Origin of the sequence: Frigoribacterium sp. PvP121 (assembly GCF_017833115.1) — a bacterium.
Lineage (GTDB): Bacteria > Actinomycetota > Actinomycetes > Actinomycetales > Microbacteriaceae > Frigoribacterium > Frigoribacterium endophyticum.
The window spans coordinates 1,994,862-2,006,687 of record NZ_JAFIBR010000001.1 but is presented as its reverse complement, the minus strand read 5'-3'; the positions used below and the strand labels follow the sequence as shown (position 1 = coordinate 2,006,687).

Annotated in this window: 12 protein-coding genes and 1 tRNA gene; 4 read left to right on the top strand and 9 right to left on the bottom strand. The window is 75.9% G+C overall.

The genetic code is table 11. The features are described from left to right. Positions 1-43 precede the first annotated feature (43 nt). From JOE43_RS09360 to argS, 3 genes are all read right to left on the bottom strand, one after another. On the bottom strand, positions 44-1,534 hold the full coding sequence (locus tag JOE43_RS09360; protein WP_209517263.1) for an alanine racemase: 1,491 nt from the start codon (positions 1,532-1,534) through the stop codon (positions 44-46). 124 nt (positions 1,535-1,658) lie between these two features. Continuing rightward, on the bottom strand, positions 1,659-2,432 hold the full coding sequence (locus JOE43_RS09355) for an LmeA family phospholipid-binding protein (RefSeq protein WP_209517261.1): 774 nt from the start codon (positions 2,430-2,432) through the stop codon (positions 1,659-1,661). A 52-nt stretch (positions 2,433-2,484) separates the two neighbouring features. Continuing rightward, complete coding sequence (argS, locus tag JOE43_RS09350; RefSeq protein WP_209517259.1) at positions 2,485-4,149, bottom strand: arginine--tRNA ligase; 1,665 nt, start codon at positions 4,147-4,149, stop codon at positions 2,485-2,487. A gap of 104 nt (positions 4,150-4,253) precedes the next feature. Between argS and JOE43_RS09345 the strand changes: the two genes are divergently transcribed. Beyond that, positions 4,254-4,907 carry a hypothetical protein gene (locus tag JOE43_RS09345; RefSeq protein WP_209517257.1) on the top strand — a complete coding sequence of 218 codons (654 nt, stop codon included), beginning with the start codon at positions 4,254-4,256 and terminating at the stop codon, positions 4,905-4,907. Here JOE43_RS09345 and JOE43_RS09340 read toward each other — a convergent pair. Together JOE43_RS09340 and JOE43_RS15955 are read right to left on the bottom strand one after the other, a co-directional pair. After that, the gene (locus tag JOE43_RS09340; protein WP_209517255.1) at positions 4,904-5,677 is read right to left on the bottom strand and encodes a gamma-glutamyl-gamma-aminobutyrate hydrolase family protein; all 774 of its coding nucleotides are present in this window, start codon (positions 5,675-5,677) and stop codon (positions 4,904-4,906) included. The genes JOE43_RS09345 and JOE43_RS09340 overlap by 4 nt on opposite strands. A gap of 62 nt (positions 5,678-5,739) precedes the next feature. After that, positions 5,740-6,477, bottom strand: coding sequence for a pyridoxal 5'-phosphate synthase (locus tag JOE43_RS15955; RefSeq protein ID WP_209517253.1), 738 nt, complete (start codon positions 6,475-6,477; stop codon positions 5,740-5,742). A gap of 98 nt (positions 6,478-6,575) precedes the next feature. On the opposite strand from JOE43_RS15955, the gene JOE43_RS09330 reads away from it, so the two are divergent. Beyond that, a tRNA-Arg gene (locus JOE43_RS09330) sits at positions 6,576-6,647 on the top strand. Positions 6,648-6,749: 102 nt separating this feature from the next. Here the strand turns inward: JOE43_RS09330 and JOE43_RS09325 are convergent. The 4 genes from JOE43_RS09325 to JOE43_RS09310 all read right to left on the bottom strand — a co-directional run bounded on the left by JOE43_RS09325 (position 6,750) and on the right by JOE43_RS09310 (position 9,169). After that, positions 6,750-7,166 (bottom strand): VOC family protein, encoded by a 417-nt coding sequence (locus tag JOE43_RS09325; RefSeq protein WP_209517251.1) that lies wholly within the window; start codon positions 7,164-7,166, stop codon positions 6,750-6,752. Between the two features lie 77 nt (positions 7,167-7,243). Beyond that, positions 7,244-7,849 carry a recombinase family protein gene (locus JOE43_RS09320; protein ID WP_209517249.1) on the bottom strand — a complete coding sequence of 202 codons (606 nt, stop codon included), beginning with the start codon at positions 7,847-7,849 and terminating at the stop codon, positions 7,244-7,246. Positions 7,850-7,882: 33 nt separating this feature from the next. Then, complete coding sequence (locus JOE43_RS09315) at positions 7,883-8,062, bottom strand: hypothetical protein (protein ID WP_056053897.1); 180 nt, start codon at positions 8,060-8,062, stop codon at positions 7,883-7,885. A gap of 219 nt (positions 8,063-8,281) precedes the next feature. Continuing rightward, on the bottom strand, positions 8,282-9,169 hold the full coding sequence (locus JOE43_RS09310; protein WP_209517247.1) for a DMT family transporter: 888 nt from the start codon (positions 9,167-9,169) through the stop codon (positions 8,282-8,284). Positions 9,170-9,258: 89 nt separating this feature from the next. Between JOE43_RS09310 and JOE43_RS09305 the strand changes: the two genes are divergently transcribed. Both JOE43_RS09305 and JOE43_RS09300 read left to right on the top strand, forming a co-directional pair. Beyond that, positions 9,259-9,666: a hypothetical protein gene (locus JOE43_RS09305; RefSeq protein ID WP_056053894.1), complete on the top strand. Its 408-nt coding sequence runs from the start codon at positions 9,259-9,261 to the stop codon at positions 9,664-9,666. Between the two features lie 135 nt (positions 9,667-9,801). Then, entirely contained in the window at positions 9,802-11,742 is a 1,941-nt protein-coding gene (locus JOE43_RS09300) for a YgcG family protein (RefSeq protein WP_209517244.1), read from the top strand. Positions 11,743-11,826 lie beyond the last annotated feature (84 nt).

Genomic DNA, 11,826 nt, shown 5'->3' with positions numbered 1-11,826 from the left:
CGGCGACCGGGGGCGGGCGGGGCCGACGAGGGAGGGTCGTTCGTCACGAGGAGTCGCGGGCCGGCTGGTCGAGGCCAGCGTCGCGCGAGAGCAGGTCGGCCTCCGACTCGCCGCGCACGATGACGCGCGAGGCGCCGTCGAGCACCGCCACCACGGCGGGCCGGCCGACGTGGTTGTAGTTGCTCGACAGGCTGTGGCAGTAGGCACCGGTGGCGGGCACGGCCAGCAGGTCTCCGCGCGCCACGTCGGAGGGCAGCCAGTCGGCCAGGACGACGACGTCGCCGCTCTCGCAGTGCTTGCCGGCGACGCGCACGAGCACGGGAGGAGCCGAGGAGGCGCGCCCCGCGAGGGCCACGGAGTAGTCGGCCGCGTAGAGGGCCGTCCGCGCGTTGTCGCTCATGCCGCCGTCGACGCTGACGTACCGACGGACCGCGCTGGCCGCGGGCCGACCGAGCGCCACGGCCTCGTCGGCGGCCGCCGCGAGGTCGGACTCGGTCGCCACGGCGTCGACGTCGACCTCGTCGACCGCGACGGTGACGTCCTTGATCGTGCCGGTCGTGTAGAGCGTGGTGCCGCCGGGGCCGACGATCGTCCGGCCCGGCTCCACGGCCACGACCGGGACGGGGATGCCCCGGTCGGTGCACTCGGCCCGGACGATGTCGGCGAGGGCCGCCGCGAGCTCGTCGATCGAGCGGGCGTCGTCGGCGCTCGTGTAGGCGATGCCGAAGCCGCCGCCGAGGTTGAGCTCGGGCACCTCGCCGTCGGCGAGGAGGCCCGCGTGGACGGCGAGCAGGCGCCGGGCGGCCTCGGCGAAGCCGTCGGAGCCGAAGATCTGCGAGCCGATGTGGGAGTGCAGCCCGAGGAAGCGCAGCGACGGCCGGGCACGCACCGCGGCCACGACGGCGGCGGTCTCGCTCAGCGGCACCCCGAACTTCTGGTCCTCCCGCGCCGTGGCGAGGTACTCGTGGGTGCTCGCGTGGACGCCGGAGTTGACCCGGAGGCGAACGGCCTGGACCACGCCGTGGCGCGCGGCGACGTCGGCCACCCGGTCGACCTCCTCCGCGCTGTCGATGACGACCGCGCCGATGCCCGCCGCGACCGTGCGGTCGAGCTCGGCGTCGGACTTGTTGTTGCCGTGGAAGCCCATCCGGGCGGGCTCCACGCCGGCGGCCCGGGCGACGGCGAACTCGCCGGCCGTGCAGATGTCGACGGCCATCCCGGCCTCGGAGACCCAGCGGGCCACCTCGGCGGAGAGGAAGGCCTTCGCGGCGTAGTAGACCTTGACGGTCGTCCCGACCCGGGCGAACTCACGGCGGAAGGCCTCGACGGTCTGGGCGGCCCGGCTGCGGACGTCGGCCTCGTCGAGCACGTAGAGCGGAGTGCCGTAGGTCTGCGCGAGCTCGGTCACGCCCACGCCGCCCAGCACGATCTCGCCCTCGTCCGAGCGCCGGGCCGTGCGCGACCAGACGCTCGCGTCGAGCTCGGCGAGGTCGTGGGGCTCGCGGAGCCAGGCGGGGGCGAGGGGGTTCGACACGGGGCCTCTCCAGGGTCGGCGGGACGGGGGTCGCCGCGCGCGACGTGGTCGCGCGCGTGACGTCAGAGAGCCTACCGACAGGCGACGACGAGCCGGGCCACGTGACGTCGGCCGCGGTCGCCGGCTACGAGCAGCTGCCCTTCTCGGACAGCGCGGAGCTCGTCAGGGGCAGCCCGGGCGAGGCGAGGTCGACCGTGACCTCGCCGGAGCGCACGTCGAGGGCCGTGGCGGTGACCGACGCCGGCAGCTGCTCGGCGAGGCAGACCGAGGTGGCGAAGTCGCCGAGGAAGGGGGTCAGGTCGATCTGCAGCGACGTGTCGGGCAGGGAGGCGGTGGTCGGGGCGAACGAGACGGACCGGCCGTCGTCGCTCAGGCTGGGCACCGCGGTGACGGCCACGGGGACGTCGCCGACGATCGGCACCGAGAACGACCGCGAGTACGTGACCGCGTCGTCGCCCAGCGCCAGCGACGCACCCTGCTGGCGGAGCGCCTCGAGGCCGTCGACCGTCGCCTGGTCGGCCGTGATCGTGCCCGTGACGGGCCCGGAGTCGCCCTCGAGCGAGGTCGGCACGTCGGCGACGTCGACGCGGACCACGACGGGGTCGCCCTCGACCCCGGAGGTCAGCGTGACGTCGTCGAGCGAGCCCTGCGCGATCTGCCAGAGCACCGAGGTGCCGTGCACCTCGACCTCGACGTCGTCGAGGCCCGTGGACGTCTGGACCTCCGCCGCGGCGCGGCTCTCGACGACCGAGCGCACGACGACGTCGGCGATCACGGCGAGCACGGCCAGGCCGACGAGGACGCCGACGAGGATGAACAGCCCGGCCCCCGCGCTGCGGAGCCGCCGACGCTCGACCGGACGGGCCTCGAAGAAGTCGCTGTCGCTCTCGTCGCTCATCCCGACATCTTCTCAGGACGACCGGGCGGAGTCGCGCCCCGCGCCGGTCAGGTCACATGCGGTCGGGCGCGGAGACGCCCAGGAGGCCGAGACCGTTGCGGACGACCTGGCCCGCGGCGTCGTTCAGCCACAGCCGCGTGCGGTGCAGGTCGGTGACCTCCTCGTCGCCGAGGGGGGTGACCCGGCAGCTGTCGTACCAGCGGTGGTAGGTGCCGGCCAGCTCCTCGATGTAGCGCGCCACGCGGTGCGGCTCGCGCAGCTCGGCCGCCTGCGTGACGACGCGGGGCAGCTCGGCGAGGACGCCGAGGAGAGCGCTCTCGGTGGGGTGCGAGAGCAGCGACGCGTCGAAGGCGTCGCGGGTGACCCCCGCGGCCGCGGCGTTGCGTGCGACGGACCGGGTGCGGGCGTGGGCGTACTGCACGTAGAAGACGGGGTTGTCGTTCGTGCGGCGCGTCAGCAGGTCGAGGTCGATGTCGATCGAGCTGTTCACGGGACTGCGGACGAGCGAGTAACGCCCGGCGTCGACGCCGACGGCGTCGACGAGGTCCTCCATCGTGACGACGGTGCCGTTGCGCTTCGACATGCGGAAGGGCTCGCCGTCCTTCAGCAGGTTGACCATCTGGCCGATGAGGATCTCGAGGTTGACGCCCGGCTCGTCGCCGAAGGCCGCGCACATCGCCATCATGCGGCCGACGTAGCCGTGGTGGTCGGCGCCCAGCATGATCAGGTTGCGCTCGAAGCCCCGCTCGCGCTTGTCGAGGTAGTAGGCGAGGTCGCCGGCGATGTACGCCGCCTCGCCGTCGCTCTTGATGACGACGCGGTCGCGGTCGTCGCCGAACTCCGTCGTGCGCAGCCAGGTCGCGCCCTCGGCCTCGTAGATGTGCCCGAGCTCGGTGAGGCGCGCGACGGCGCGCTCGACGGCCTTCGACTCGTGCAGGGAGTTCTCGTGGAAGAAGACGTCGAAGTCGACGCCGAAGTCGTGGAGCGACGACTTGATGTCGCTGAACATGAAGTCGACGCCCGCGGCGCGGAAGACCTCCTGCGCCTCGTCGCGCGGCAGGGCCCGGAGGTCGCCGTCGTGCGCCGCGACGACGCGGTCGGCGATGTCGGTGATGTACTCGCCGCCGTAGCCGTCCTCCGGGGTGGGCTCGCCGAACGAGCGGGCGACGAGGCTGCGGGCGAAGCGGTCGATCTGCCCGCCGTGGTCGTTGAAGTAGTACTCGCGGGTGACGAGGGCGCCCTGGGCCTGGAAGACGCGGGCGAGGCTGTCGCCCACGGCCGCCCAGCGGACGCCGCCCAGGTGGATGGGGCCGGTCGGGTTGGCCGACACGAACTCGAGGTCGATCGTCACGCCGGCGTAGTAGTCGCCGCGGCCGAAGGCCTCGCCCTGCTCGACGATCGTGCGGGCCAGCTGACCGGCCGCGGCCGCGTCGAGCCGCACGTTGATGAAGCCCGGGCCCGCGACGTCGACGTCGGCGACGCCGTCGACCTCGGCGAGCTCGCCCGCCAGCTCCGTGGCGAGCTCGCGGGGCGGGACGCCGACGCGCTTCGCGAACTTCATGGCGACGTTCGACGTCCAGTCGCCGTGGTCGCGGTTCTTGGGGCGCTCGAGGACGACGTCGGCGGGGGCCACGGTGACGTCGTCGCCGACCCCTCGGCGCTCGAGGACGCCCTGGACGACGGCGAGCAGGGAGGAGGAGAGTTCGGCGGGGGTCACGAGAGACGATCGTACCGGCTGCCGGGCGGCCGCCTGCCCGGGCGACGACCCGTCGCGGCGCCCCCTCCGAGCCGGCCACGGGCCGCGTCGGGGAGGATGGGGGCATGTCGTCCCGCCGCCCCCGACCCCCGGCTCGCGTCCCCGCCCTGGTCGTCGCCGCCTCCGCCCTGGCCCTCGGGGCCGCAGCCCTGACCGGGTGCACGACGTCGGCCCCGGGCGCCGGGCCGTCGTCCTCGTCGTCCGCCTCGGCCGCCCCCTCGCCCTCGACGACCGGCGCCACGCCCACCGCCGCCGCCGGCTACACGCCGCCGCCGCTCGTGAGCACCCCGCTCGCCCTCGACTGCGCCGCCCTGCTCGACCCCGCCGCGGGCGTGCTGCCCTCGCTGTGGCCCGGCCTCGCCGCCGCCGACGCCCCCGACGCGGGCGCGCTCGACGACGCCCTCGCCCAGGTGGCGGAGGCCGACGGGACGGTCTGCGACTGGGTCGACGCCGCCGGCGACCACGTGACGGTGGGCGTCGCCGCGTACGACGAGGCCAGCCTCACCGCGATCGCGAACGACCTCGTCGCCTCGAGCAACTCCGTGCCGAGCTACGGGGTGGAGGGCTACTTCAGCCTGCACGGCGGCACGGGCGTCGCCCGTGCCCTGCCCACCGGTCGCCTCGTCGTGGCCGAGTCGACGACCTTCGCGGAGCCCGGGTCGGCCGAGCCGGTGATGACGCAGCTCCTCGCCGCGGTGGGCGAAGGCGGCGCGGGCTAGGCGGCGCGGCGCGCCGACGCCTCGCGGGCGGCGAGCTGCCCGAGCAGGAGCGGCAGCTGCCAGGCCTCGGCGCCGCGGTCCTCGGGGTGCCACTGCACCCCGGTGACCGGCGCGGTGACGTGCTCGATCGCCTCCACCTCGCCGTCGCGGGACCGTGCCGCGACGCGCAGGCCCTCGCCGAGGAGGCCGACGGCCTGGTGGTGGGCGCTCCGGACCAGGGCGCTCGACCGGACCAGCGCCTCCCGCAGGCGCGTGCCGGCGACGAGGTCGACGTCGTGGTCGGTCATGAGCTGCTCGACGGAGCCCGTGCCGCGGTGCAGGCCGGCCTCGTCGTCGAGGTGCTGCACGAGGGTGCCGCCGAGGGCGACGTTGATCACCTGGTGGCCGCGGCAGATGCCGAGCAGGGGCGTGCCGAGGCGCACCGCCCGGCGGACGACGGCGAGCTGGCCGGCGTCGGCGACCTCGAGGTGTCGCCCCTCGCCGGGGTAGCCGCCCGGGGCGCCGTAGTGGTGGGGGGCGAGGTCCTCTCCCCCGACGACGACGACCGCGTCGGCGTCGCGCGTGGCGGCCAGGAGGGCGTCGACGCCGAGGTCGTCGGCGGCCAGGCGCTCGGCCGACCAACCCGCCCGGCGTGCCTCGGCGACGACGCGCTCGTTCAGCGTCTGCACGTAGGCGTGGTGCTCCGGCGCGTGCGGGCGACGGCGGGTGACCTCGACGACGGCCAGGCGCGCGCCGGGGCGGACTCCGGGGGCTCGCGTCTCGATCGGCATGGACCCATGGTCGTCACCGTCGTGGCCGTGCGCCACCCGTGTGTCGCGACGTTACGACCGGCTCAGGGCCAGAGGGAGGCGCGGCGCCAGCCGTCGCCGACCCGGTCGTACCGCAGGCGCACCTGGTCGCGGCCCGTCGTGCCCTGCCAGAACTCGACCGAGACGGGCGCCACGCGGTAGGCGGTCCAGTCGTCGGGCACGAGGTCGGGCTCGTCGTCGAGCCGGCGTCGCGCCTCGTCGAGGGCCGCGTCGGCCTGCTCAGCGCCGGGGATCTCGGTGCTCTGCGGCATCGCGATCGCGACGGCCCGGGAGTCGGGGTGCCGCGCCCGGAAGTCGTCCTCGCTGACGTCGCGCGGCCCGGGGACGGCGTCGCCGAGCACGCGGACCTGCCGGCCGAGGTCGCTCCAGGCGAGGGTCAGGGCGACGCGGGGGTCGTCGGCGATCTGGCGGCCCTTGGGGCTGAGCGACGAGGTGGTGAACCAGAAGGCGTCGTCGACCTCCTTGAGCAGGAGGGTGCGCGCGGTCGGCCCCGAGGCGGTCGAGGCGGTCGACAGGGTCATCGCGTGCGGCTGCGCCACCCCGGCCTCCACCGCGTCGTCGAGCCAGGCGAGGAACAGCTCGATCGGCTCCGGGGGCGCCTGCTCGGGGCCGAGGGGCGCCACGTCGATCTCGGGCCGGCGGGCGCCGCGCACCCGGTCGCGGAGCGAGCGGCGGCCGCCCTGCCCCGAACCGTCGCCGCCACCGGAGGCGGGAGAAGAGGGAGCGTGGGAGGCGCGGGCGGAGTCGTCGTCGTGGGTCACCGCCCCAGAGTGCACCCGCCCGCTGGGCCGCGCCCCAGGCGGGGCCGACCCGTGTCCGTCGGCGACCCTGCGGGCTGCTAGCCTTGACGTCGACCCTGGCCCCCATAGCTCAGGGGATAGAGCACTGCCCTCCGGAGGCAGGGGCGAAGGTTCGAATCCTTCTGGGGGCACCGAGATTCGTCTGGAGGCACCGGGAGGGCCCGGTCTCCTCTTCCGTCGTCCGTGAGGTCAGGTCGCTGCCCGGCCGCCGAGGGCCTCGGCCCGCGTCGCCGTCAGGACGACGCCGGGGCGTCGCCCTCCGTGACGGCGGTCATCCAGAACGGCGACCAGTGGTAGCCGTCGGGGTCGTCGAACTGCCGCTGGTACATGAACGGGTACTCGTCGGTGTCGCCGACGCGTCCGCCCGCGGCCGCGGCGCGCGCGACGAGGTCGTCGACCGCCTCGCGGCTCTCGAGGTCGAACGACACCGTCACCGGCGAGGGCGTCCCGGGTGCCCCGACCAGTTCCTCCGTCGCACCGACGGCCGTGTACTGCTCGCGGCTGACGAGCATGACGTGCTGGTCGCCGGTGACCACGAAGCACGATCCGCCGGGGCCGGACATCTCCGGCCGCAGGGCCCAGCCGAGGGCGGAGTAGAAGGCCGTCGCGCGCTCGACGCTCTCGACCGGGCAGGTGATGAAGAGGCTCATGCCGGGGAGGCTGGACCCGGACGCCCCTCCGTGTCAAGGGACGGTCGAGTCGGAGGCAGACGGCACGGCGGCCCTGGTCAGCGGGTCGGGTCCCGGCGGGCAGGCGCCCGGGGGTCGTCCCGGGGCCGGTCCGCCTCCGCCTCCGCCAGCCCCTCGCGGAGCGTCCGCAGCGGCACGTCGAGGTGCCGGGCGACGTCGACGAGGCTCGCCTCGTCGCGGAGCATGTCGCGGGCGATCTGGAGCCGCCGCCGGCTGAGGGCGGGCGCGCCCCGGCGCTTGTAGTGCGCCTCCTGACGTCTCCGCTCGACGGCCCGGGCCGGCTCGTCGGCGATCGTCGACTCGTACGAGGCGAGCGCCCCCGCGGCACGGAAGAAGAACCGCCCCCAGGCGCCGAGCTCGTCGATGTCGTCGTCGATCGAGCGGAAGGCCACGCCCCGGTCGTCGAGCGAGGCGATCAGCGCGACCACCTCGGCCAGGGTGCCGCCGAGCCGGTCGAGGCGTGAGACGACGAAGACGTCGCCCTCCCGGAGGGAGGACAACGCCTTCTGCAGCTCGGGGCGACGAGCCCGCGGGCCGGTGGCCCGGTCGACGTAGACGCGTTCGCACGACGCACCGGCCAACGCGTCACGTTGGTGGCTGCCGACCTCGTCGTCGGAATCGCGCCGGTACCCGATCACGGCCACGTCAGGGCCTCGCCCGCGGTCTTCACCAGCCGATCAGCTGTACGTCAACGCGATGACGGCCACGTCGAGGGTGCGGTACGCGCCCTCCTGACGGGTCGCCTGGCGGCTCCGGCCCCGCAGGACCTCGAAGCGGCCCGAGGACTCGTGGACGAACCCGATGACGCCCGCGGTGGGCGTGGAGACGCGGTGGAATCCGTCTCCGAGGTCGATCACCTCGGCCCGTGACGTGCGTTCCAGAACAGCTCCCATGATGTCCTCCCGGCCTCAGGAGCCCCGCCGACGGGGGCTCGTGTGCCGAGCGTACCCCGCGCTCGGGGTACAACACCGGCGAGACGGCTGCCGTGCACCTGCCGCTTACCTGTGAGTGCCGGGTCGGTGACGACGCCGGGTCCGCTCCGCGGGGGACACGAGCGCACCCGGGCGGCCGACGTCTCAGACCGGCGGCGCCTCCACGACGTCTCGGGCGGGCCGCCCCCGCCCCGCGGTGGCCGTCACCCCGACGCTGGCCGCCGTGACGAGGGCCAGCGCCACGAGCTCGCGGGCGCCGAGGGCCTGGCGCAGCACCACGAGCCCGGCGAGGGCGGCGACGGCCGGGCCGAGGCTCGACAGCACCCCGAACACGCGCGTGGGCAGGCGTCGCAGCGCGACCACCTCGAGCGAGTACGGCAGCGCGGAGGTCAGCAGCGCGACGAGCAGGAAGACCGCGAGGAGTCGCGGGTCGGCCACCACGGCCCGCGTCGCGTCCGCGGCACCCACGGGCACCACCACGGCGGCCGCGACGACCATCGAGACGGCCAGCCCGCCCATCGCGTCGTCGGACCGGCCGAGGTTCGCGTTCGCCACGATGTAGCCGGCCCAGAAGGCCCCGGCACCGAGGGCGAGCAGCACGCCGACGAGGGGGGTCGCACCCGACGAGTCGAGGCCGAGGACGACGACGCCGACGAGGGCGAGCAGCGCCCAGGCGGCGTCGAGCCAGCGCCGGGTCTGGGCGAGCGCGACGGCGAGCGGCCCGAGGAACTCCAGGGTGACCGCGACGCCGAGGGGCACGACGTCGATGGCGAGGTAGATGAGCGAGTTCATGCCGGCGAGGGCGAGCCCGAGCAGCACTACGCCGAGCCAGGTGCGCCGCGACCAGCGACGCACGCGGGGGCGGAAGACGACCACGAGGATGAGCGCCCCGAGGGCGAGGCGGAGGGCGGCGGCGCCCGTGGGGCCCAGCGCCTCGAAGTGCGTGCGGGCGAGGGCAGCGCCGAACTGGACGGAGACGATGGCCGCGACGGCCAGGAGCGGCGACGGGACGCGGTCGAGGGGGCGGCTCACGCGGCGAGTCTAGGGGCGCTGCCGGGCCCGCCCGGACGTGCCGCGACGGGCTGCGCCTCGGCCTGGCCGGCCGCCGGTAGCATCGCAGGGTGTCCGACGCCCTCACCGTGATCTCCCCCGTCGTGGAGCTCTTCGGCTGGTTCGGCTTCGTCGTCGGCGTGCCCTTCCTCCTCGCGGGCGCGCACGCCCGGCACCGGGCCGCCCGGTACGAGGAGACCGTCGCCGTCGTTATCCCGCCGCCCGCGTGGGCCCGCGCCGCCGTGGCCCGCTGGATGGACTCCTCCGGCGAGCTGCACGAGACCCAGTTCGGCGACCACCCCCTCGAGACCCCGGTCGAGACCGAGATCACCGTGCACTACGACCCCGACCGACCGTCGCGGCCGCGCACCGACGCGCCTCACGACGACGGCCGGGCCCTGCGCGCGGTGGGGCGCGTGCTGGTCGGCGTCGGCGCCGCCTGCGCCGTCGCGTCCGTCGCTCTCCTCTTCGTCGAGTAGCCCGTCGCCGCCGACCGGTCGACCCGGGGGCGGCCGGGCCCCCGCCGACCCGGCGTCGATAGACTCCGCGGAACGACCGAGGGGAGCAGTGTGCGCGTCAGTGAACGAAGCCGTCGGGGGGCAGGTGTCGGGGCCGTGCTGGCCGCGGCCGCCGTGGTGCTGGGGTCGGCCGTGGCCGGCGTCGGTGCCGACCGGGCCCACGCCGAGCCGCCCGTCTCGCTGTCGGGGGCGTACGTGCTCGACCAGGCCGACGTGCTGTCGGCCGCCGACGAGCAGCGGGTCGGCGAGAGCCTCGACGCCCTCGCCGCCGACTCCGGCGTCGACCTCTTCGTCGTCTACGTCGACTCCTTCTCCTCCCCCGCCGACCGCGCCGCCTGGGGCAGCGCCACGGCCTCGCTGAACCAGCTCGGCCCCGACGACGTCCTGCTCTCGGTCGCGGTGGGCGACCGGGTCTACGACCTCTCCACCGACTCCACCGGGCCGGTCTCCGACGCCGAGCGCGGACGGCTGCAGGCCGACGTCGTCGAGCCCCGCCTCCGCGACGACGACTGGGCCGGCGCGGCGGTCGCCCTCGCGGACGGCATCCGTGACGACCAGGCGGGCCCCGACATGTCGTGGCTGCTCGGCGTCGTGCTCGCGGTCGTCGTGCTCGTGATCGTCGCCGGCGTCGCGGTCGTGGTGCTGCGCACCCGCCGTCGCCGGAAGGCCGAGGACGCCGCGGCGGCCCGCCAGGCCGAGCTCGAGCGGGAGGCCGCCGGCATGCTCGTCACCCTCGACGACGAGATCACCGCGGGCCAGCAGGAGGTCGGCTTCGCCGCGGCGCAGTTCGGCGACGACGCCGCCCGGCCCTTCGTGGAGGCCCTCCGCCGGGCCCGCGACCAGGCCCGCGAGGCCTTCGAGCTCCAGCAGAGGCTCGACGACGCCGTGCCCGACTCCGCCGAGCAGCGCCGCGAGTGGACCGAGCGGATCGTCGAGCTCTGCCGGGCCGCCGACGCCGCCCTGGAGGAGCAGTCGCGGGCCTTCGACGAGCGCCGCGCCGCCGAGGAGCGGGTGCCCGCCGACGTGGCCGCGCTGCCCGCCGAGGTGGAGTCGCGCGTCGCCCGGGTCGCCAAGGCCCGAGAGGTGCTCGCCCGGCTCTCGACCGCGTACTCGCCCCGGGCCGTCGCCGGCGTCGCCGAGAACGCCGACCAGGCCGACCGGCTCGTCGAGTTCGCGCGGGAGACCGCCGACGCGGCCCGCGAGGACCTCGCGGCCTCGCGCCCGGGCGAGGCCGTCGCCGGGGTGCGGGCCGTCCGCCAGGCGTTCGGGCAGGTCGACCAGCTGCTCTCCTCGGTCGACCACGCGGGCGAGCAGCTGCGCACCGCCGCCACCACCATCGCCGCCCTCGCCGCCGACCTGAGGGCCGACGTCGCGACGGCCGAGTCGCTGCCGCCGGGGAGCGCCCCGGACGGCGTGGACGTCGCCGGCTCCGTGGCGGCCGCGCGGGCCGCCGTGGCCCTCGCCGGCACGACCACCGACGACCCCCTGGCGGTGCTCGCCGACCTGGGGGCCGCGAACGCCCGCATCGACGCCGTCCTCGCCGCCGTCCGCGAGCAGGGCGAGAAGGACCGCCGGGCTCAGGCGGCCCTCGACCAGGCGCTCCGCACGGCGCGCGACCAGATCAGCTCCGCCCGCGACTTCATCCAGACGCGGCGCGGCGGGATCGGCACCCGCCCCCGCACGCGCCTCTCCGAGGCCGAGCGCCACCTCGCCGCCGCGGTCTCACTGGCCGTGCGCGACCGCGACGCCGCCCTCGTGGAGGCGCACGACGCGGCCCAGCTGGCCGCCGCGGCGGCCAGCGAGGCCGCGGCCGAGGTGCAGCAGTACCAGCAGGTCGGCTTCGGCGGCGGCTACGGCGGTCGGGGCCGGGGCGGCGCCGACCTCGGCGGCATCGTCACGGGCCTCGTCATCGGCGGCCTCCTCAACGGCGGGGGCGGCGGCTTCGGGGGCGGGGGCGGCTTCGGCGGGGGCGGCGGCGGCTTCGGCGGAGGAGGAGGCGGCGGCGGCGGCCGCAGCTCCGGGGGCGGCCGGTTCTGACCGGCGCTCGCCTCCCGCACGAGCCGACCCGCGACTCCCCACCGGCCCCGGCCGAGACCAGACCACCTCACCCCACGACCACCA

Bases quoted from the DNA above. Each gene is read 5' to 3' on its own strand.
- JOE43_RS09355 (WP_209517261.1), bottom strand. From the start codon at position 2,432: ATGAGCGACGAGAGCGACAGCGACTTCTTCGAGGCCCGTCCGGTCGAG.
- JOE43_RS09345 (WP_209517257.1), top strand. From the start codon at position 4,254: ATGTCGTCCCGCCGCCCCCGACCCCCGGCTCGCGTCCCCGCCCTGGTC.
- JOE43_RS09340 (WP_209517255.1), bottom strand. From the start codon at position 5,677: ATGCCGATCGAGACGCGAGCCCCCGGAGTCCGCCCCGGCGCGCGCCTG.
- JOE43_RS09325 (WP_209517251.1), bottom strand. From the start codon at position 7,166: ATGAGCCTCTTCATCACCTGCCCGGTCGAGAGCGTCGAGCGCGCGACG.